This window comes from Paraburkholderia sp., from assembly GCF_034668105.1.
Taxonomy (GTDB): Bacteria; Pseudomonadota; Gammaproteobacteria; order Burkholderiales; family Burkholderiaceae; genus Paraburkholderia.
Window position 1 is genome coordinate 1 of the sequence record NZ_JAXDPY010000039.1, and the last position, 17,847, is coordinate 17,847.

The window sequence follows — 17,847 nt, forward strand, 5'->3', positions numbered from 1 at the left end:
ACTAATGCACCCGATAGCGCAACAGTATCGACGAAACTTCGCGTACCGTTGAAGTAGCCAGCGTATCTGTCGATCAAGGTACACAAGGCGAACCTAAAGACCTTTCGTCTAAGTGGATTGTCGTCCATCATATTTGAGCCAGAACGATCATGCGCCAGCTTGGAAGCCAGATTGACATGGTGGTGGCTGAACACGTCTCTCCGGCGCGACGTCCGCTTAGAGTAGTCGTTGTGCCTTGCGATATCAGGGATTTCCATGCTCGACGATTCGCTCCCGATCCGAAAGGATTCCATGACAGCGAGCCAACGCTGGACCATTCTGGTCGCCAGTACTGGGGGAGCGCTCGAGGTATTCGATTTCGTCATCTTCGGATTTTTCGCACGAACCATCGGCATGGAGTTCTTTCCATCACAAACCGGCATATCGGCGGAGACCTTGTCGTTTACGGTGCTGGCCATTGGCTATCTTTCCAGGCCGTTGGGAGGCATCTTCCTTGGCCGGTTAGGCGACAGGCATGGCCGGCGCGTGGTCTTCGTGTCGTCCGCGATGATCGCTTCCATTTCGACACTCCTCATTGGAGTACTTCCTTCATACGCTGTATGGGGCGCGGCCGCCCCGGCGCTTCTTCTCGTGCTGCGGCTCATCCAGGGTCTGTGCCTCGGCGGTGAGCTGCCAGGCGCAGTGGTCTATGCCGTTGAAACCGTGCGTGGAAGGCCTGGTCTGCTGTGCGGCATCGTGTTCGTCGCGGTCAACCTTGCGTTGCTTCTGGCTACGAGCATTAACCTTGCAGTGCAATGGGCGTTCACACCCGAGCAAGTCAACGCGTTCGGATGGCGGATCGGCTTTCTGCTTGGTGGAATGGTCGGGCTGTTGAGCTTTGCCCTGCGCCGGACCCTTGCCGAGACCGACGAATACGCGCGGGCCATTGGCGCCCGGCATCGCGAGCCTCTTGCCGTCCTGTTTCGCAACCATTTCGCCCGCTTGGCGACAGGCGCTGCCGCGTGTCTGCTGGTGGGTGCGTCGGGTGGCATCTTTATCGGATTCGCGCCAGGTTATCTGCAAGGGCTTCAATACGACGCGCAGCAGATCGGGAGTGCCCAGACGCGGTACCTGATCGTCGTGGCAGCCTGCATTCTCGTGACGTCGTACATTGGCGACCTAATGCCGCGCCGTTATCTTTTCAGGTCGGGAGCCGTCTTGTCCGCGCTGCTCGCACCCTTCTTCTTCATTGCGGCCGCCCGTCACTACGCCAGCCTGTCTATGCTGTTCGTGATGGCCGGCGTCGTCACCTCGCTCGCCAATGGAACCTTCGCGTGCGCGATTGCCGAACTGTTTCCCGTCGACGTCCGCTTCAGCGGCGTTGCCACGGCCATGAATCTCGGCTTGGCCACGTCGCTGGGACTGACGCCGCTGGCGGCGAATATCCTCGTTTCCAGTCTGCACTGGACGCTCGCGCCCGCTCTCGTCATTGTGTTGTGCGCGGCGCTTGCATTCGCGGCTTCATTCGGGATGAAGCGCGAGCGACTGCGCGCGGACGTCGTCGATGCGAACCGGAACTCGCGATGGCAGGAGCGCAGATGAACACGCCGGAATCCGTCAGGATCGCGGATGTCGAACTCAACATTCAGCGCTACGAATTGCGCCGTGCGGGCGAGGAGATCAGGCTTGAGCGTCTGCCGATGGAGTTGCTGATCCTGATGGCATCACGTAACGGCCAACTCGTCACACGTGCGGATATTGTGCGAGCGCTGTGGGGCACAAATGCGTATCGAGAAACGGACAACAGCATCAATACGGCGATCCGGAAAATTCGCGTCGCGCTCCAGGATGATCCAGTCAATCCGCAGCACGTCATCACGGTGAAGGGCAAAGGCTATCGCCTGAATAACGTGCGGCCCGTGCCGGAGGAATCGGTACCCGCCCCGCAGGAAGCCGTGCGGATACTGGTCCTTCCGTTCCAGAACCAGACGGGCGATTCCGGCCAGGACAGTTTCTGCGACGCGCTGGCCGACGAAACCTCCGCCAACATCGGCATGCTGGATCCAGAGCGCATCCTTGTCATTTCGAGGACGACCGCCGCCCGCTACCGGCGGGTCAGCAAGAGTGTCGCGGAGATCGCGCGCGAACTGTCGCTCGACTACGTGCTGGAAGGTTCGCTCACGCGGGACGGCGAGAAGATTCGCATTCTGGCGCAACTGATACGTTGCGTCGATCAGGTGCAGATCTGGAGTCGCGCGCATGAGCCGATGGTGAGCGGAGCGCTGGAAATCCAGAAAGAGGTTGGAACGGCGCTCGCCCAGGAGGTATCGCCAGCGCTCGCGGAGCAGCAGCGGCACATGCTGGTGAGACGTTTGCCGGTCGATCCGGCGGCGCATGATGCCTATCTGCGCGGCCGTTACTACTGGACCCGTCGCGTGCACTTCGACGCAGGGTTTGCCGCGCATCACGCGCTGAGCGACGAGGACTTCGTTCGCGCGCGGGGCTACTTCGAGCGCGCGCTCGAACGGGATCCGACATACGCGCTCGGGTATGTGGGGATGTCGAACGTCCTCGGCGCCGCATCGACACACGGGGTCTGTCCACCGTCGGAGGGCCATCCGAAAGCACGGCAGGCGGTGCTGCGAGCCCTGGAGCTGGACGCGGATCTTCCCGAGGCTCACCAGGCGCTAGCCGGCGTGCACTACTTTTATGACTGGGACTGGCACCGGGCAGAGGAGGAGTTTCTCGAGGCGTTACGGCTCAACCCGAGCCACGCCGAAACGAGCCGCCTGTATGCAAGACTCCTGTTGGTGCTCGGGCGAGAAGCGGAAGGCAGAGCGCAGTTCGACCATGCCGAGAAGGTCGACCCGCTCGGTTGCGAAGGGTCACGCATATTTGGGCTCGTACAGGCGGGCAAATACGGCGAGGTGATTCGGGAGTGCTTGAGCAGTGGGCATGGCAACCGCTCCCCGCTGATCTATCAGTTACTGGCAACCGCCTATGAACAGCAGGGCCAATATGAGGAGGCTGTCGAAGCGACTATCGATGCGCTAACGCGCTGCAACGAATTCGTCCGCGCGCAGACGATTCGCACGATCTGGGACGCCGGCGGCTACAAGAAGGTCCTGGAGTGGTATTTACGGGACTTGATGGCGAGGCATCAAAGGCGCTATACGTCGCCGCTTCTGTTTGCGGAAATTTACGCGCGGCTCGACCAGCCTGACGAGATGTTTCATTGGCTCGACGTTGCGCTTGCCGAACATTCGCCGCGCCTGTGCGAACTTCGCACCAACGCATGGTTTCATCGCTATCGGTCGACGGGGCGGTTCCGGAACATCGAAAAGCGCATTGGCTACTGAGCCTGGGAACGAAGCCGCGTGACCCGGTGGACGCATCCTGTATGCCAGCCACCGTTACGCACGATGAGTTTTCGCGTGCACTCATCGTGCGGGACGGCGGTCGCGCAAAGCCGTGCGCGGCAGTCAATGGTGGGCGAATGTCGCGCTCAAGCTGCGGCTTTGCTCTGCGGATAGCTGGGATTTGCCGAGGTCCGGGTAAGCCTGTTGCCGTGCCGGACTCATTGCCATTCCCATTTCACCTCTTGATGCATCGGTGACGCCGCCGACATCCTGAGCGGCCGTTGGGGTGTCCGACGGCACGGGCTTGTCTTGCGCCTGCGCGTAGCCGAGCAACATGCCGATCGCGCAGATTGCCACAATTCGAATCGTCTTCATGTCAAGTTCCTCCTATCCACTCGTGCGGAAACGGTCAGCGTATGACTGTCCGTAAGGCGATCCCAGACGGTTCCCGCGAGAATGCGGCGTCGTGTTGCTATCGCTGCGTCAATACTGCGATCAAGCCGCCTTCTGCACCATCGAGATAACCTGAAGAAATCGTTAACACAGTGGTTCGCGAATGCCGGGTTCAGCGCCTACTCGCTCATTCGAGTTCCACGCCGCGCAACTCGGGAATCAGGAACAGCGTCGCCGCGATATCGATGATGTAGATGCTGGCGAGCAGCGCGATTGCCGTACCGAACGAATAGTGTGCCGCCAGCGCACCAATGGCGAGCGGCCCAAAACCGCCCACCGCACGGCCGATGCTCCACAGCACGTTTTGCGCGGTGCTGCGCGCATGCGTGGGGTACAACTCGGCCATCAGCGCGCCATAACCGCCCATCATGCCGTTGACGAACACCCCCATGAAAATGCCGCCGACCAGCAGCGCCTCAGGCGACCTGAGCGTCGAATAAATCAGGACCATGACGAGCGCGCCGATCTGGTAGCCGATAAAAGCCGGTTTGCGTCCGACACGATCCGCAAGCTGGCCGAAGATCCAGATGCCGACCAACATGCCGACAATCGAACTGCCGGTCCAGATGGCAGACTTCCCTAGCGTGTAGCCGAACGTCTTCGACAGATACGCAGGCATCCAGACGATCATCGCGTAGTAACCGAAATTTTGCACCGAGCACAGGATGATGACGCCGATACTGCGGCGCGTGGCGGTGGCATCGCGAAACAGTGTCTTGACCGGGAACTCACGCTTGACCGCGGCCGCCTTGCGCACGAACAGTTCCGATTCGCCGATGGCCTTGCGGATGATGAACGAGCCCACGGCAGGAAAGAGGCCGACCACGAACATGCCGCGCCAGCCGATATGCGGCAGCAACAGCGGCGTGACCACCGCCGCTGCCAGCACGCCGGCTTGCCAGCCCATGCCGACATACGACGAGACGCGGCCGCGCTGGTTAGCCGGCCACGCTTCGATGGCCAGCGCCATGCCGATACCGAACTCGCCACCCAGCCCCACGCCGGCAGCGAAGCGATAGGCGAGAAGATCCCAGTAGCTGGTAGCAAGCGCGCACAAACCGGTGAACAGCGCGAACATCAGAATCGTATAGGTCAGAACCCGTACGCGGCCAAGATAATCGCTGAGAATGCCGAAGCCGATGCCGCCCAGTACGCCGCCCACCAGCGTCCACGTGACGAGCGAGCCGGCTTGCGAACTCGTCAGCCCGAGATCGGTGGAGATGAGGCTGAGCATGAAGCCGAGGATCAGCAGATCGAAACCGTCCATCGCATAACCGGAGATCGCGGCGATGAGCGCGCGCGCGGGGCGCCGCGAGTCGGCGGACGAAAGCGGTGCCTGTTCCTCGGCGATTGTGCCGGTCGAGTCCAGCGCGGCTGTGCCGTCTGATTTATAGCGAGTCATGAGAGAGGTCCCCTGAGGTGGCGAATGCCCGGCGCGTGCCCGATGTGCGACGCGTCAGTCCTTGTTGTAGGGCAGCGGCGCGCCGGCGCCGGTGCGTTCGACGATCAGGCCGTAGTGTTCCGGCCGGCGGTGTTTGGCAAAGTTGAAGACGTGTTCGCGGAAGGTGTCGCCCAATGCGAGATCCACGTTCGCGAAGATCACTTCATCGCTTTCGCTCGCGCTCTGCGCCACGATCTCACCCGAGGGCGCCACGATCACCGATCCGCCGATCATGTGGAAGCCGTCTTCCGCACCGCACTTCGCGGCGGCGCCGATCCACATCGCGTTCTGATAGGCGCTGGCTTGCAGCGAAATCAGATGCGTGTGCATGCGCAGGTGAGGCGGCTCGTTCCAATGAATGTTCCAGGACGGCGTGTTGTAGCCGAGCACGCCGAGTTCGGCGCTTTGCAACGACATCACGCGCCAGGTTTCCGGCCAACGGCGATCGTTGCACAGGCACATGCCGACCTTCGTGCCGAATGCTTCGAAGACGGGAATGCCCCGGTCACCCACTTCGAAAAACTTCTTCTCGAGATGCTGGAACGGCGCGTCGGGCTTGTGGTCCGAGTGGCCCGGTAAATGGATCTTGCGGTATTTGCCGACCACCTTCGCGGCCTTATCGACCAGCACCGCGGTATTGAAGCGGCGTCCTTCCGGCGTGATTTCCGCATAGCCGAGATAAAAGCCGATGCCGAGTTCGCGTGCCGCGTCGAACAGCGGCTGCACGTGAGCGTTCGGCATGGACCGCTCGAAGAAACGTTCGACCGCTTCTTCCTCGCTCATCCAGTAACGCGGGAAGAACGTGGTGAGGGCCATTTCGGGGAACACCACCAGGTCGGCGTTGCGGCTTTTCGCTTCGCGCAACATGTCGACGAGGCGCGCGACGACAGCGGCGCGACTGTCGGCCAGATGGACCGGTCCCATTTGTGCGACGGCGAGACCGAGTTTGCGAGCATGGCTCATGAGTACCTCTTGCTAAAAATGAACGGGGATGTGCGGTGTTACTTCTGCTCGTGTGCGCCGTAGCTGAGCGAGCGGAAAAAGCGGGTCGAGGGCGTGAGCTCGCGTTCGGTCGCGCAGGGCATCGGCGTGGTGCGCGGGATGAAGCGTCCGCTGCCGCGCTCGGCGTGCAACTCGCCGCGTTCGACGATCACGCGCCCGGCACTGACCACCGTCTCCGGCCAGCCGGTCACGCGCATGCCTTCGTATGGCGTATAGCCGACGTTGTCGTGCAGCGTGGCGGCGCTCAGCGTGACTTCACGCAGCGGGTTCCAGATCGCGACGTCGGCGTCGGCGCCTGGCTGCAGCAGCCCCTTGCGCGGGAAAAGCCCATACATGCGCGCATGATTGGTCGCACTGAGCGCGACGAATTCGGGCAGCGTGAGCCGCTGCTTGCCGACGCCTTCGGAAAACAGCAGCGGCAAGCGCGTTTCGAGTCCGGGCATGCCGTTGGCGATCTCCTTGAAGGTGGTCGCATCGCCTTTCGGCAATTTACCGCTGGCGTCGTAGCGATACGGCGCGTGGTCCGACGAGAGCGTCTGCAAGGTGCCTTGTTTCAATGCTTCCCAGAGCGCCTGCTGCGCGTCGGCATCGCGCAGGGGCGGGCTGCAGCAATATTTGGCGCCTTCGGTGCCGGGCAAATCCATGTCGTCTTCGGTCAGCACCAGATAGTGCGGACATGTCTCGCCATACACCTGCGCGCCCATCTTCTGCGCGGCCTGAATGGTGGCGAGCGCCTCGCGCGCGGACACGTGCACGATCAGAATCGGCACGTCGAACAGGCGCGACAACTGGATCACACGATGCGTGGCTTCGGATTCCGCAAGCTGCACATGGCTCGTGCCGTGAAACTTCGGGGCGGTGTAGCCGCGCTCCAGCAAGCGCTGCGACACCCATTTGATGACGTCGTTGTTCTCCGCATGCACCATCACGAGCGCGCGCTCCCGCGCGGCCACCGCGAGTACGTCGAGCATCTGGTAGTCGTCGATCTTCAACTGCTCGTACGTCATGTAGACCTTGAACGACGTGATGCCCGAGCGGATCAGTTCCGGCAGATCCGTGTTCAGGGTCTGCGAATCGGTCTCGGACAGGATCATGTGATAGCTGTAGTCGATCACCGATTTTTCGCGGGCGAGCCGGGCGTAGTCCGCGGCTACCTGAGCGAGCGCCATGCCGCGATGCTGGGCGGCGAACGGCACGATCGTCGTCGTACCGCCGAAGGCGGCGCACACGCTGGCCGTGTACCAGTCGTCCGCGCCCATGCGACCCATGCCGGAGCGTTGCTCGACATGGCAGTGCGAGTCGATGCCGCCTGGCAGCACGTAGCGGCCGGTCGCGTCGATATCGCGCCGGCCGGCGGGCAGCTCGTTTTCCACGGCGACGATGCGATCGCCGACGATGCCGATATCGGCCCGGAAAGTCTCCACGTCGCTGGCGACCGTGCCGCCGCGTATCGTCAAATCAAATTCATTCATGTGCGGGAGTGATGGAAGGTGAGTGGGCTAACGCGCGTTGCCACCAGGCGACGCATTCGCGGGCCAGCATATCCGTCGCGTCGAGAACGGGCACACCGAAGCTCAGGCCGGCGAGCGCAATGGGGATTTCGGTGCAGGCCAGCAGCAGGGCGTCGACCGGGCTGTCGGCGAGCGCTTCGGCCGCGCTGCGCAGCAGCAGGCGGCCCTGTTCGAGCTGGCCGGCTTTGACCGCATGAATACCGGCCATCACCTGCGTCTCCTGGCGGTTCGCGCCAGGCATGACGACTTCAATGCCGGCGCGCTCGAGTTCGCTGTGATAGATACGAGCCTGCAAGGTGGCCGAGGTGGCGAGCAGGCCGACGCGGCGCACCGAATCGGCGCGCCGGCCAATGGCGTCGCAGGCCGCGTGGCCGATATGCAGTACGGGCACGCGCGTCGCGGCCGCGAGCCGGCCATGCCACAGATGGGCGGTATTGCAGGGAATCGCGATGGCATCGGCGCCCGCGTTTTCCAGCACACGCAGACCCGCAAGCAGGTAGTCCCAGGGCGCGTCGGAGCCGGTCAGAAACGCGGTGCTGCGATCGGGTATCTGCGGAACGCTATGGACAATCACGGGGATATGCTCCTGATCGTGACGGGCCGGCGTAGCGTCGATCACCTTGTGCATGAAGTCCACCGTTGCCAGCGGACCCATGCCCCCCAGTACGCCGAGCGTCGGCAACGCGGCTGCGGTGTGACTCATGAACGCACCTGAGCAGTGTCCCGCACACGTGCGATCGCGAAGCTCACCGCCGCCGTACACGGGTCGACCACGGGCAGGCCCGAGGCGGCTTCGATTCTGGCGCGCAACGCGGCCATACCCGCGCAGCCGAGCACGATGACATCGGCGCCGTCCACATCGCGCAGCATTCGCGCCGTCTCGATCATGCGTTCGAGGGCGAGCGTTTCATCGCCCGATTCCGCGACGGACAGGTCGATCGAGCGTTCGCCCGCAATCTTCCGTTCCAGGCCGAGCGCGCGGTAGTAGCGCCAATGGCGGGCGATACCGGCCGCGCTGATCGCGATCACGCCGATCCTCTCGCCGAGCAGCGACGCCGTGGCGAGGCCGGCCTGGCCAATGCCGATCACCGGCTTGCGGGTGACCTCACGCGCCGCGAAGAGCCCCGGATCGCTATAGCAGGCGAGGACGAACGCGCTGAAGCGGGCATCATGCTGTTCGATGAAAGCCGCGACAAGCGGCGCGGCGCGATCAGCATCGCGCTGCGATACGATGCCCGGTGGCGCGGCATCCAAGGTCACACATTGCAGCGAGCCGGCGTCGCCGTGAACGAGTGGCTCGACGGCCCGCGCAATGCTCGCCGTCACGGTCTGAAGCGAATTCGGATTGATGACGCAGATCGGCTGTGACAAGAGAAACCTTCCCATGTGATATCCATGTCGATACCCGAACCGTATCAATCGCGCGCCCGGACGTGAAATAGTCCAAAATTGGCAGGGTATAGACGCAATGCATACCCAGTGCTTTCAGATGCCGCGCCATCGCTGTGGCGACAACCGTCCCGAAGGAAGACATGTCAATTGAAGAGTCCCCGCAGGGCAGGCTGAGCATGAGCCTGCGCCAGATCGAGGTGTTTCGCGCGATCATGATTACCGGCTCGGTCAGCGAGGCCGCGCGCATGCTGTTCGTCGCGCAGCCGTCAGTGAGCCGGGTCTTGTCGGTGACCGAGGAGCGGCTCGGCTTGCTGCTATTCGAACGCGCACGTGGGCGGCTTTATCCGACACCGGAGGCCAAGCAGATCTTCGAGGAGGTGGAGGCCGCTTATGCCGGGGTGCAACGCGTCGACGACCTCGTGCGCGCGTTGGTGGAGGGCCGCAGCGGCAAGCTGAACGTGGTCTGCAGTCCAAGCCTCGGCGTGCATCTGGTGCCGCGCGCGATCGCGCTATTCAACCAGCAATACCCGGAGTTGCCGGTGCATTTCGAACCGCTCACGCATAACAACCTCGTGCCGCGAGTGATGTTCGGAAAAAACTATGTGGGCGTGTCGATGTTCGAGGTCGTGCATCCGAATCTCGCAACCGAACCGTTGGTGACGGTGCCGCTCGTGTGTGTGAGTCCCCGTGGCTGGCTGCCCGGCAGCAAGACGGTGCGTCTGCGCGATCTCAAAGGCCGGCCGTGGATCGACTATGGCCACGAGACTCCGCTTGGACGCGTGGTCGGTAGCGCCTTCGGCAGTGAGATCCGGCCGCGGCCCACTGTCGAAGTGCGCTCGGCGATGAGCGCGTGTTCGCTGGTGGAAGAAGGTGTCGGCGTTGCGCTGGTCGATCCGCTGTGCCTTGATGCCACGCGGCGCCAGCGTATCGACGTGCGGCCCTTGCGCCCCGAAATAGCACTCAAGGTGCAGGCGGTGTATTCCATCTCGGAGCCGTTGTCGCATCAGGCAAAAGTTTTCCTGGAGGTGCTGCGCAAAGTGCTCAATCCAGGCAGTCAAATAAGTCCCGACGCAACGTGGTGGTGAAGCGCTCCGCAGGAAGATCCGCGGAGCGTTACCTTTACCTATACCGCCGCGTCGTCCGACGAAGCCGAGGTTCGACCCTCGGCTTCGAGTTGCCCGCTCACTGCTTCAGATGCGGCTGCGTACTGACTGGAACCGCGCTACGTGCGGCCAGATTCTGCTGACGCAGCGCCTCGGTGGTTTCGCCGGCACCGTCCGCACGCCAGCCCGGAGGCAGGATCACGTAGCTGATCGCAGTCCACACGTTGCCCGCCGAGGCTATATCGCGCGCGAGGCTGATCCAGTGCTCGAATTCGACGACGAGCGGATTGCGCGAGCGCGTCGGTGTTGTGAGACCGTAGCGGCACGGCTCATCAGCGCGTTCTTCGACATACGTGCCGAACAGGCGGTCGAATATGACGAGTACGCCGCCATAGTTCGCATCCAGATAATCGACGTTCGATGCGTGGTGCACGCGATGCGCGGAAGGCGTATTGAACACGTATTCGAGCCAGCCGAGTTTCGGCGTCCACGTGTTATGCAGCCAGAACTGATAAAGCAGATTGAAACTCAGCGTCGCCAGCACGATTTCCGGACGCACGCCAAGGAACACGAGGGGCGTGAAAAATATTGCTGAACCGGTCAGCTTGCCCGTCAGGCCAAGCCGGTAAGCAGACGAAAGCGTCAGTTGGTTCGGCGAGTGGTGAACCGCATGCGTCGCCCAGAAAAAGCGGATGCGGTGCGACGCGCGGTGGTACCAGTAGTAGCAGAATTCCTGTCCGATAAAGAGCAGAAACACCATCAATGCGCTATTGAGCGTGACGGTAAAGATCCGGTGATCCCAGGCGAGCGCGAACACCGGCGCCGCGAGCGAAAGCGGCAGCAGCGCGAGCAGCTTGCGGCCGGCCACATCGGCTAGCGAAATCCATACTTCATACCAATCAAAAGGCGTGGCGCTGTCGCGCTGTTTGCGGGTGAGCACGCACGCCTCGATCAGCGAGACGCCGACGACGAACAATGTAGTAAAAAGCGCGATTTTTTCAGTGGTGAACATGATGGTCAGGTAACTGATTGAGATGGGACGCTTCGTCTGCCGGACAAGGCTGCTCTCGCGTCGGGTGAAGCTAATGTAGTGGGCTGCCCGGTCAAAAGCCATGTGGAAACTATGTCGCCAGATGTCGCGGTGGCGCGGCCGCCGGACGCGCCACCGCACTGGCAAACCGGCGACATGGAACGACATAATTCGCGGATAGCGTGCCTACCCGCTTCCTCCCATACTTGCGTCTGCGTGTTGCGGCACACCTTTCTCACAGACAGTGCGCACTCATGCAGACGTGATCTCCGATAGTTTGTGATCCTGTGGATCGAACGAATGTCGGTGACGCTCCCTCGACAATTTACGGCACGCCTGTGCCGATGACAGGATCGACATGCAAACCTCATTCAACTCCCTCATTCGCCACGCCAAGCGCCTCGCAGGCACGGCAGTCCTGGCGGGATCGCTGCTGATGAGTGGCTGCGCCATGGGCGCCACCCCTCCCACCGTGGCCGACGCTGTGCTGCACGTTCGCGCCGACGTCATCTATGTGTATTCGTTCGATGCGACGCCCGACCAGGTGAAAATGGACAGCGGCATGGCACAGGAACTGAAGGCGGCGATGAGCGGCGAATCGGCCGCGCAGAAGCAGTACCAGACGGCAATGGATACACGTGAACAGGTCGCCGACGAAATCGTGCACAAGCTGCAATCAATGGGACTGCGCGCCGTGCGCGTGGATGGCCCCGCACCGGCGAATCAGAATGCGCTGATCGTCGAGGGCAACTTCCAGACGATCGACGAAGGCAAGCGCCGCCGTCGCATGCTGATCGGTCTTGGCGCGGGCAAGAGCGAAGTGGGTGCGTCGGTCCAGATCCTGTACAAGCCCGCCGAAGGCGCACCGGTGCCGCTGCAAAGCTTCGCTGCCAACGCCGATAGCGGCCACATGCCGGGCGTTGCGGAAACAGCGGGTGTCGGCGCGGCGGCCGGCCATGTTGCAACGGCTGCGGCGACGGGCGCGACGCTGCATGGCGTGTCCGAGGTGAAACGCGATAGCGTGGCCGGTGACGCGAAAAAGCTGGGTGATTCGATCGCGAAGCAGATTGCGGCGGCGAGCGTCGCGAACGGCTGGATGTCGGCTGAACGGATGGACTGACGGGTGCGCGTGATGGGCCAATGCCATGGCGGCAAAGCTCGCCCCAGCATGCCTGCCCCGCTCCGCAATTCGGAGTATCAGCTTACGTAGGCCAGCACTTCGATAAGCGCATTGGTGTTTGACGATGGCTTTACATCGACAGCATGGTTACTACACTTGGTTGTTACGGCGACGATCGGTCTTGCCGGGGTCCTGGTTTCTACTGAGCAATGATGAGACGGTATGCACTGTTGTCAGTTGTCGGGCGCATTGCTGATATCGCAGCCTTATCTTGCGGAATTGGAGGACACAATCATGCAAACTGTTTTGAGGCGATATTCCGGAAAGGGCGCAAAAGAACTGTTCGATTTGCTTGAGAAGCGTAAGGCGGAGGTCGAAGAAATGATGGGCGGTGTCAAAGGCCTGGTAACGTACACGCTCGTGCACAGCGGCGATAGCGGATTCTCCGTGACCGTTTGTCAAGATAAGACAGGTATCGATGAAGGCGTGCAAAAAGCGAAGGAGTGGATCGCGAAGAATGCGGGGAGTATTGGTGCGGGCGCGCCGGAAGTGACGGAGGGTACCGTCATTGCTCACTTGAACAAATCCTGATTCCGACACTTACGACGCACGCGCCAGATGGCGGCATGGGCGTGCGTCGGGGGACTTTGCAACGGCTGCTTCACCCACTGCAATGCCATCGCTTTCCGTCCGCATTCGTTCAGATAGTCGCGGAAATATGGGGCTGTTGCCTCTCGAGCGGGCGGATGCCATCGGAAGCATTTCTCGGCGCCGACGTCACGGTACGAGCACGATCTTCCCCGGTGCATGCTTGCGTGACACGATGCGGGAAGGGTCGATATTACCGCCAATGACCGGTCGATAAGGCTGCATGTCTCTTCCGGCGCGGGTACAGTCTCCCACGTCCCGTCTTGCGCCACCGTCACGTCAGCGCCCATACTTGACACAACATATTCGACCGATGAATATCCTGGCAGCGCTTCCTCGCTCCAGCCTCGCTTACTCGAAGCGAGGCCCGGACGCCGGGCGCTGCGATCGCAACCTGAAGGAGATATCCGTTGACCAGCTTCCTCCTACGTAACGGCGCGCTTCTCGATCCCACCCGTCCTGATCTGCTGGAAGGCTTTGAAGTGCTCATCGAGGACGGCTTCGTGCGCGAAGTTTCCGATAGGCCGATAACCAGCAGCAGTGCGCGCGTGATCGACGTCAAAGGCAAAACGATCATGCCGGGGCTGATCGATCTGCACGTACACGTCGTCGCGATCGAGTTCAACCTGCCGCGCGTCGCCACGCTACCCAATGTACTGGTCACGCTGCGCGCCGTGCCGATCATGCGCGCCATGCTGCGCCGCGGCTTCACCACCGTGCGTGATGCGGGTGGCGCCGGCTATCCATTCAAGCAGGCGCTCGAGTCAGGATTGATCGAAGGTCCACGCCTGTTCGTTTCCGGCCGCGCGCTGAGCCAGACGGGCGGTCATGCCGATAGCCGCGCCCGCTCCGATTACATGCCGCCCGATTCACCCTGCGGATGCTGTGTCCGCGTCGGCGCGCTCGGCCGCGTGGCGGACGGCGTCGATGAAGTGCGCCGGGCCGTGCGCGAGGAACTGCAGATGGGCGCCGACCAGATCAAGATCATGGCCTCGGGCGGGGTGGCTTCCCCCACCGATCCTGTCGGCGCGTTCGGTTACTCGGAGGATGAGATCCGCGCCATCGTCGCTGAAGCCGAGGGGCGCGGCACCTATGTGCTGGCGCATGCCTATACGCCCGCGGCAATCGCGCGCGCGGTGCGTTGCGGCGTGCGCACCATCGAACACGGCAATCTGATTGACGAGGAGACCGCGCGTCTCGTCGCGGAGCACGGCGCGTATGTGGTGCCGACCCTCGTCACTTACGACGCCCTTGCAAGCGAAGGTGAGAAATATGGTCTGCCGCCGGCCAGCATTGCCAAGATCGCGGACGTGCACGGCGCCGGCATGAAGTCGATTGAAATCATGAAGCGCGCCGGGGTCAAGATGGGCTTCGGCACGGACTTGCTCGGCGAGGCCCAGCGTCTGCAAAGCGATGAATTCCGGCTGCTTGCCGAAGTCCTGTCGCCGGCCGAGGTGATCGCGAGCGCGACCATCGTGGGCGCGGAAGTGCTCGGCATGCAGGACAAGCTCGGCAGAATCATGCCGGGCGCGCATGCCGATCTGCTGGTGGTGGATGGCAATCCGCTGAAGTCCGTCGATTGCCTGTTAGGGCAGGGCGAGCATATTCCGCTCGTGATGAAAGATGGCCGGCTCTTCGTCAACGAGCTCGAAAGCGGTTGATCGTACGACCCGCATCATCCGCATCACCCGCATGACCCGCATGACCCGCATGACCCGCATGACCCGCACGACCCTGCATCGGAACGCACCGCAGTCCCTATCGGAGTCTGTCCATGTCGATGATTGCCGCCCGCATCGAGCGTCTGCCGTTTTCAGGTTTTCACCGCCGTTTGCTGTTGATGGGCGGCCTCGGCTACACCTTCGACGCCATGGACGCCGCCGTGCTCGCGTTCCTGCTGCCGGTGCTGCGCACGCAATGGGGCTTGACGAGCGTGCAGACGGGCGTGCTGGGAAGCGGCACGTTCATTGGCTATTTCATCGGCGCGATGCTGGCGGGCATGCTCGGCGATGTTATCGGCCGGCGCAAGGTGATGATGTATGCGCTGGTGATTTATTGCATAGCGTCGCTTGCCAGCGCGGTAGCGAATGACTGGGGATTTTTTCTCGGGACGCGCATCGTCGCCGGGTTAGGGACGGGCGCGGAAAGCGCGATCGTCGCGCCGTTTCTCTCGGAGTTCGTGGCGCGACGGTATCGCGGCAGTTTCACGGGCAGCCTCGCGGGATTCTTCTCTTTTGGCTTCGTGGCGGCGGCACTGCTCGGCTATCTGGTGATCCCGCTTGCCCCCAATGCATGGCGCGCGGTCATGGTCATCACTGCGCTGCCCATCGTGATGCTGCTCTGGTGGCGTCGCGCGTTGCCCGAATCGCCGCGCTGGCTCGAGGCGCGCGAGCGCCACGCGGAAGCCGACGCGATCGTGTCGCGCATGGAAGCGGAGGTGATCAAAGCGGGCGTGCAGTTGGAGCCGCTGCCGCCGGTAAGCGACGCAGCTGTCCCGCTCGCCGCAGGACGCGCCTCGATCCTCGCGAACGTGAAGGCGCTGTGGGCGCCGAAGCTCGCGCGCATCACGGCCATGACGTGGCTGATGTGGCTATCCATCACGTTCAGCTACTACGCTTTTTTCACGTGGATTCCCGGCCTGCTGGTTCAGAACGGCATGACGATCACGCGCAGCTTTTCGTATTCGCTGGTGATTTATATCGCCCAGATCCCGGGATACTTTTCCGGCGCGTGGCTCAATGAGAAGATCGGCCGTCAGGCGACCATCGCGTCATACATGATCCTGGGCGGCGTATCGGCGCTAGGGCTTGCGTTGACGGGTACGGATACCGGCATCATGGTGTCGGGCATCCTGCTGTCGTTCTTCATGAACGGCACCTATGCCGGCGTTTATGCTTACACGCCGGAAGTTTTCCCCACCGACGTGCGCGCAACGGGCACCGGGCTCGCGTCGTCGATTGGCCGGCTGGGCGCGATTGCCGCGCCTATCCTGGTCGGTTATGTCTATCCGCTGCTGGGTTTTGCCGGCGTGTTCGGGGCGACCACGCTGGTGCTGCTGGTCGGCGCACTGGCCGTGCTGCTGATGGGTGTGCCGACGCGCGGCAGATCGCTCGAGGACATTGCGGCCGCGCAGATCGAACATTAGGAAAAGCAACGCGTGCCCAACCGGTTGCTTACGCTTTCAGCCGGTCTGGGTGTGCTCAATTCGCCTGCCGGCTAGCGCGGCACGCGAACCGGCGTCGCGACGTTCCGGGCGCCGGTGTCGCCGCTGAAGAACAGGCGCAACGCGTCGTCGACGATCACCCACGAAGCCCACAAAGTACTGTTGCCGCTTCCTCACCAGTTGTCCCGCATCGGTATCGAATCAACCGACCCGGTCGCCAGCGCCAATGCCGCCGCCGCGGATAGCGCACTGCTGTAACTGTCCGCGTCCGCATTCTTTGCCGCGAGCAATTGATTCTGCGCAAGCAGCGCGTCGGTGACCGAGCCGACGCCGTGTCGATACGCATCGAACGCGGCGTCATACGTGGTCTGCGCCGCGGTCAGCAACTCCTTGGCGGCAACTTGCGCGGCAAGGCTCGTCTGCAGCGTATTTTGCGCAGCGACGATTTGCCGGACCGCTTCTTCACGGCTTCGGGTAAGACGGGTCGACGCGCTGTCGGCGTCGTTGCGCGCCTGCGCGAGCACCGCCGATCTCAAGCCGCCGTCATACAGCGGAATCGTCACGCCGACGATCACGCTGCCGCCGTAATGGCCGCCACTCAGGTTCACCGTCGGCAATTGCTGACCGACCGCCGGCACCGCCGAAATCGACGAACTGCCCGTGTTGTACGCGCCCGTCGCCGAGACGAATACTTTCGGCATGAAGTCCGATTCGGCTGCCTTCACTTTTGCCAGGTTGACCCGTTCGGCCGCGTAGGCGCTCAACACATCCGGGCGCCGTGCGATCGCGGTCGATACGATCCGCTCGATCGAGTCGCTGGTCGGCGCCGGCAACCTGCGCGCGGGCATCTCCGCGATTCTGGGCTTCGACAGCGGAGAAATGCCCATCGCGGCGATCAGCGCGAGATAGCTGTTGCTCTCGACGCCCTCGGCCTGGACGAGCGCGAGCCTCGCCTGCGCGCGATTCTGATTGGCCTGCGCGACTTCGATAACGGTGCCGACGCCATGCTTGTAGCGCGACTGTGCCGCGGCCAGGATCGCTTCGGCGTTGTCGAGGCCCTGGCGCGTGGTGGCGATGCGGGCACGTGCGGCCTGGTACGCGTAGAAGGCGACGCTGGTGTCGAAGATTACCTGCTGGTGAACGGCGGTGAAGCCGATATTCGCCATCACCGAGGCCTGCGACGCGGCTTCGACACGGGCGGCGCGTCCGCCGAAATCGAACAGCAGCCATTGCAGCGCGACCACGGACGTGGTGCCGTGTCCGGTCGCGCTCCCCGACGAATCGCCGAGCACGGAGGTTGTCGAATTGTGAAAACCCGCGTACTGGCCCATCGCCGCGAGCGACAGTTGTGGAAGATAGGCGCTCTTCGCGATGCCGGCCGCCAGCGCGACATTGCGCGCGTCGTTCCACGCGATGCGGGTCAGCGGGTTCGCCGACTCCGCCAGGTCGATCAGCTCGGGTAGGCCGTAAGCGTGCTCCTGCTCGAGCGGCGGTGGAGGCGGCACGGCGGCGAGCGCGGGATTCGCGGGCAACTGGTAGCTGCGGGTGGAAATTGTGGGGTTGGCGGGAGACGTGGAGTTGGCTGGGCTTGGGGAGCCAGCCGAACCAGCAGAAGCAGCCGCACCAGCAGAGCCAGCCGAAGCAGT

The 17,847-nt window shown here is 62.7% G+C and carries 16 protein-coding genes; 7 read left to right on the plus strand and 9 right to left on the minus strand.

The window, feature by feature from the left end:
* Positions 1 to 257 (minus strand): hypothetical protein (locus QOC89_RS02050; protein ID WP_323043492.1); only part of this gene is annotated, 257 nt, incomplete at its 3' end.
* 34 nt (positions 258 to 291) lie between these two features.
* Here QOC89_RS02050 and QOC89_RS02055 point away from each other — a divergent pair.
* Positions 292 to 1,581 (plus strand): MFS transporter, encoded by a 1,290-nt coding sequence (locus QOC89_RS02055; protein ID WP_323043493.1) that lies wholly within the window; start codon positions 292 to 294, stop codon positions 1,579 to 1,581.
* The gene (locus QOC89_RS02060; protein ID WP_323043494.1) at positions 1,578 to 3,338 is read left to right on the plus strand and encodes a winged helix-turn-helix domain-containing protein; all 1,761 of its coding nucleotides are present in this window, start codon (positions 1,578 to 1,580) and stop codon (positions 3,336 to 3,338) included. Before QOC89_RS02055 ends, QOC89_RS02060 begins: the two co-directional genes overlap by 4 nt.
* A gap of 123 nt (positions 3,339 to 3,461) precedes the next feature.
* On the opposite strand, the gene QOC89_RS02065 is transcribed toward QOC89_RS02060, so the two are convergent.
* From QOC89_RS02065 to QOC89_RS02090, 6 genes are all read right to left on the minus strand, one after another.
* Positions 3,462 to 3,713 carry a hypothetical protein gene (locus tag QOC89_RS02065; protein WP_323043495.1) on the minus strand — a complete coding sequence of 84 codons (252 nt, stop codon included), beginning with the start codon at positions 3,711 to 3,713 and terminating at the stop codon, positions 3,462 to 3,464.
* A 205-nt stretch (positions 3,714 to 3,918) separates the two neighbouring features.
* Complete coding sequence (locus QOC89_RS02070) at positions 3,919 to 5,193, minus strand: MFS transporter (protein WP_323043496.1); 1,275 nt, start codon at positions 5,191 to 5,193, stop codon at positions 3,919 to 3,921.
* A gap of 54 nt (positions 5,194 to 5,247) precedes the next feature.
* Complete coding sequence (locus QOC89_RS02075) at positions 5,248 to 6,195, minus strand: N-carbamoyl-D-amino-acid hydrolase (RefSeq protein WP_323043497.1); 948 nt, start codon at positions 6,193 to 6,195, stop codon at positions 5,248 to 5,250.
* Positions 6,196 to 6,233: 38 nt separating this feature from the next.
* Complete coding sequence (gene hydA / locus QOC89_RS02080; protein ID WP_323043498.1) at positions 6,234 to 7,706, minus strand: dihydropyrimidinase; 1,473 nt, start codon at positions 7,704 to 7,706, stop codon at positions 6,234 to 6,236.
* Positions 7,699 to 8,448 (minus strand): aspartate/glutamate racemase family protein, encoded by a 750-nt coding sequence (locus QOC89_RS02085; protein WP_323043499.1) that lies wholly within the window; start codon positions 8,446 to 8,448, stop codon positions 7,699 to 7,701. Before QOC89_RS02085 ends, hydA begins: the two co-directional genes overlap by 8 nt.
* A complete protein-coding gene (locus QOC89_RS02090) occupies positions 8,445 to 9,131 on the minus strand; it encodes an aspartate/glutamate racemase family protein (RefSeq protein WP_323043500.1) in 687 nt (228 codons plus the stop codon). Before QOC89_RS02090 ends, QOC89_RS02085 begins: the two co-directional genes overlap by 4 nt.
* Before the next feature lie 146 nt (positions 9,132 to 9,277).
* Between QOC89_RS02090 and QOC89_RS02095 the strand changes: the two genes are divergently transcribed.
* Positions 9,278 to 10,222 carry a LysR substrate-binding domain-containing protein gene (locus QOC89_RS02095; protein WP_323043501.1) on the plus strand — a complete coding sequence of 315 codons (945 nt, stop codon included), beginning with the start codon at positions 9,278 to 9,280 and terminating at the stop codon, positions 10,220 to 10,222.
* A 97-nt stretch (positions 10,223 to 10,319) separates the two neighbouring features.
* Here the strand turns inward: QOC89_RS02095 and QOC89_RS02100 are convergent, their stop codons facing one another.
* Positions 10,320 to 11,252 (minus strand): sterol desaturase family protein, encoded by a 933-nt coding sequence (locus QOC89_RS02100; RefSeq protein ID WP_323043502.1) that lies wholly within the window; start codon positions 11,250 to 11,252, stop codon positions 10,320 to 10,322.
* A 376-nt stretch (positions 11,253 to 11,628) separates the two neighbouring features.
* Here QOC89_RS02100 and QOC89_RS02105 point away from each other — a divergent pair, with 376 nt between their 5' ends.
* From QOC89_RS02105 to QOC89_RS02120, 4 genes are all read left to right on the plus strand, one after another.
* On the plus strand, positions 11,629 to 12,390 hold the full coding sequence (locus tag QOC89_RS02105; RefSeq protein ID WP_323043503.1) for a DUF4410 domain-containing protein: 762 nt from the start codon (positions 11,629 to 11,631) through the stop codon (positions 12,388 to 12,390).
* Positions 12,391 to 12,684: 294 nt separating this feature from the next.
* The gene (locus tag QOC89_RS02110) at positions 12,685 to 12,981 is read left to right on the plus strand and encodes a hypothetical protein (protein ID WP_323043504.1); all 297 of its coding nucleotides are present in this window, start codon (positions 12,685 to 12,687) and stop codon (positions 12,979 to 12,981) included.
* 467 nt (positions 12,982 to 13,448) lie between these two features.
* Positions 13,449 to 14,699, plus strand: coding sequence for an amidohydrolase family protein (locus QOC89_RS02115; RefSeq protein WP_323043505.1), 1,251 nt, complete (start codon positions 13,449 to 13,451; stop codon positions 14,697 to 14,699).
* Positions 14,700 to 14,812: 113 nt separating this feature from the next.
* On the plus strand, positions 14,813 to 16,183 hold the full coding sequence (locus QOC89_RS02120; protein ID WP_323043506.1) for an MFS transporter: 1,371 nt from the start codon (positions 14,813 to 14,815) through the stop codon (positions 16,181 to 16,183).
* Positions 16,184 to 16,374: 191 nt separating this feature from the next.
* On the opposite strand, the gene QOC89_RS02125 is transcribed toward QOC89_RS02120, so the two are convergent.
* On the minus strand, positions 16,375 to 17,847 hold a 1,473-nt coding region (locus QOC89_RS02125; protein ID WP_323043507.1), incomplete at its 5' end, for a TolC family protein.

Excerpts from the sequence above, each read along its gene's own strand:
- QOC89_RS02060 (WP_323043494.1), top strand. The coding sequence starts at position 1,578 with ATGAACACGCCGGAATCCGTCAGGATCGCGGATGTCGAACTCAACATT.
- QOC89_RS02100 (WP_323043502.1), bottom strand. The coding sequence starts at position 11,252 with ATGTTCACCACTGAAAAAATCGCGCTTTTTACTACATTGTTCGTCGTC.
- hydA (WP_323043498.1), bottom strand. The coding sequence starts at position 7,706 with ATGAATGAATTTGATTTGACGATACGCGGCGGCACGGTCGCCAGCGAC.
- QOC89_RS02070 (WP_323043496.1), bottom strand. The coding sequence starts at position 5,193 with ATGACTCGCTATAAATCAGACGGCACAGCCGCGCTGGACTCGACCGGC.
- QOC89_RS02105 (WP_323043503.1), top strand. The coding sequence starts at position 11,629 with ATGCAAACCTCATTCAACTCCCTCATTCGCCACGCCAAGCGCCTCGCA.
- QOC89_RS02085 (WP_323043499.1), bottom strand. The coding sequence starts at position 8,448 with ATGAGTCACACCGCAGCCGCGTTGCCGACGCTCGGCGTACTGGGGGGC.
- QOC89_RS02090 (WP_323043500.1), bottom strand. The coding sequence starts at position 9,131 with ATGGGAAGGTTTCTCTTGTCACAGCCGATCTGCGTCATCAATCCGAAT.
- QOC89_RS02075 (WP_323043497.1), bottom strand. The coding sequence starts at position 6,195 with ATGAGCCATGCTCGCAAACTCGGTCTCGCCGTCGCACAAATGGGACCG.
- QOC89_RS02110 (WP_323043504.1), top strand. The coding sequence starts at position 12,685 with ATGCAAACTGTTTTGAGGCGATATTCCGGAAAGGGCGCAAAAGAACTG.
- QOC89_RS02120 (WP_323043506.1), top strand. The coding sequence starts at position 14,813 with ATGTCGATGATTGCCGCCCGCATCGAGCGTCTGCCGTTTTCAGGTTTT.
- QOC89_RS02055 (WP_323043493.1), top strand. The coding sequence starts at position 292 with ATGACAGCGAGCCAACGCTGGACCATTCTGGTCGCCAGTACTGGGGGA.
- QOC89_RS02065 (WP_323043495.1), bottom strand. The coding sequence starts at position 3,713 with ATGAAGACGATTCGAATTGTGGCAATCTGCGCGATCGGCATGTTGCTC.
- QOC89_RS02095 (WP_323043501.1), top strand. The coding sequence starts at position 9,278 with ATGTCAATTGAAGAGTCCCCGCAGGGCAGGCTGAGCATGAGCCTGCGC.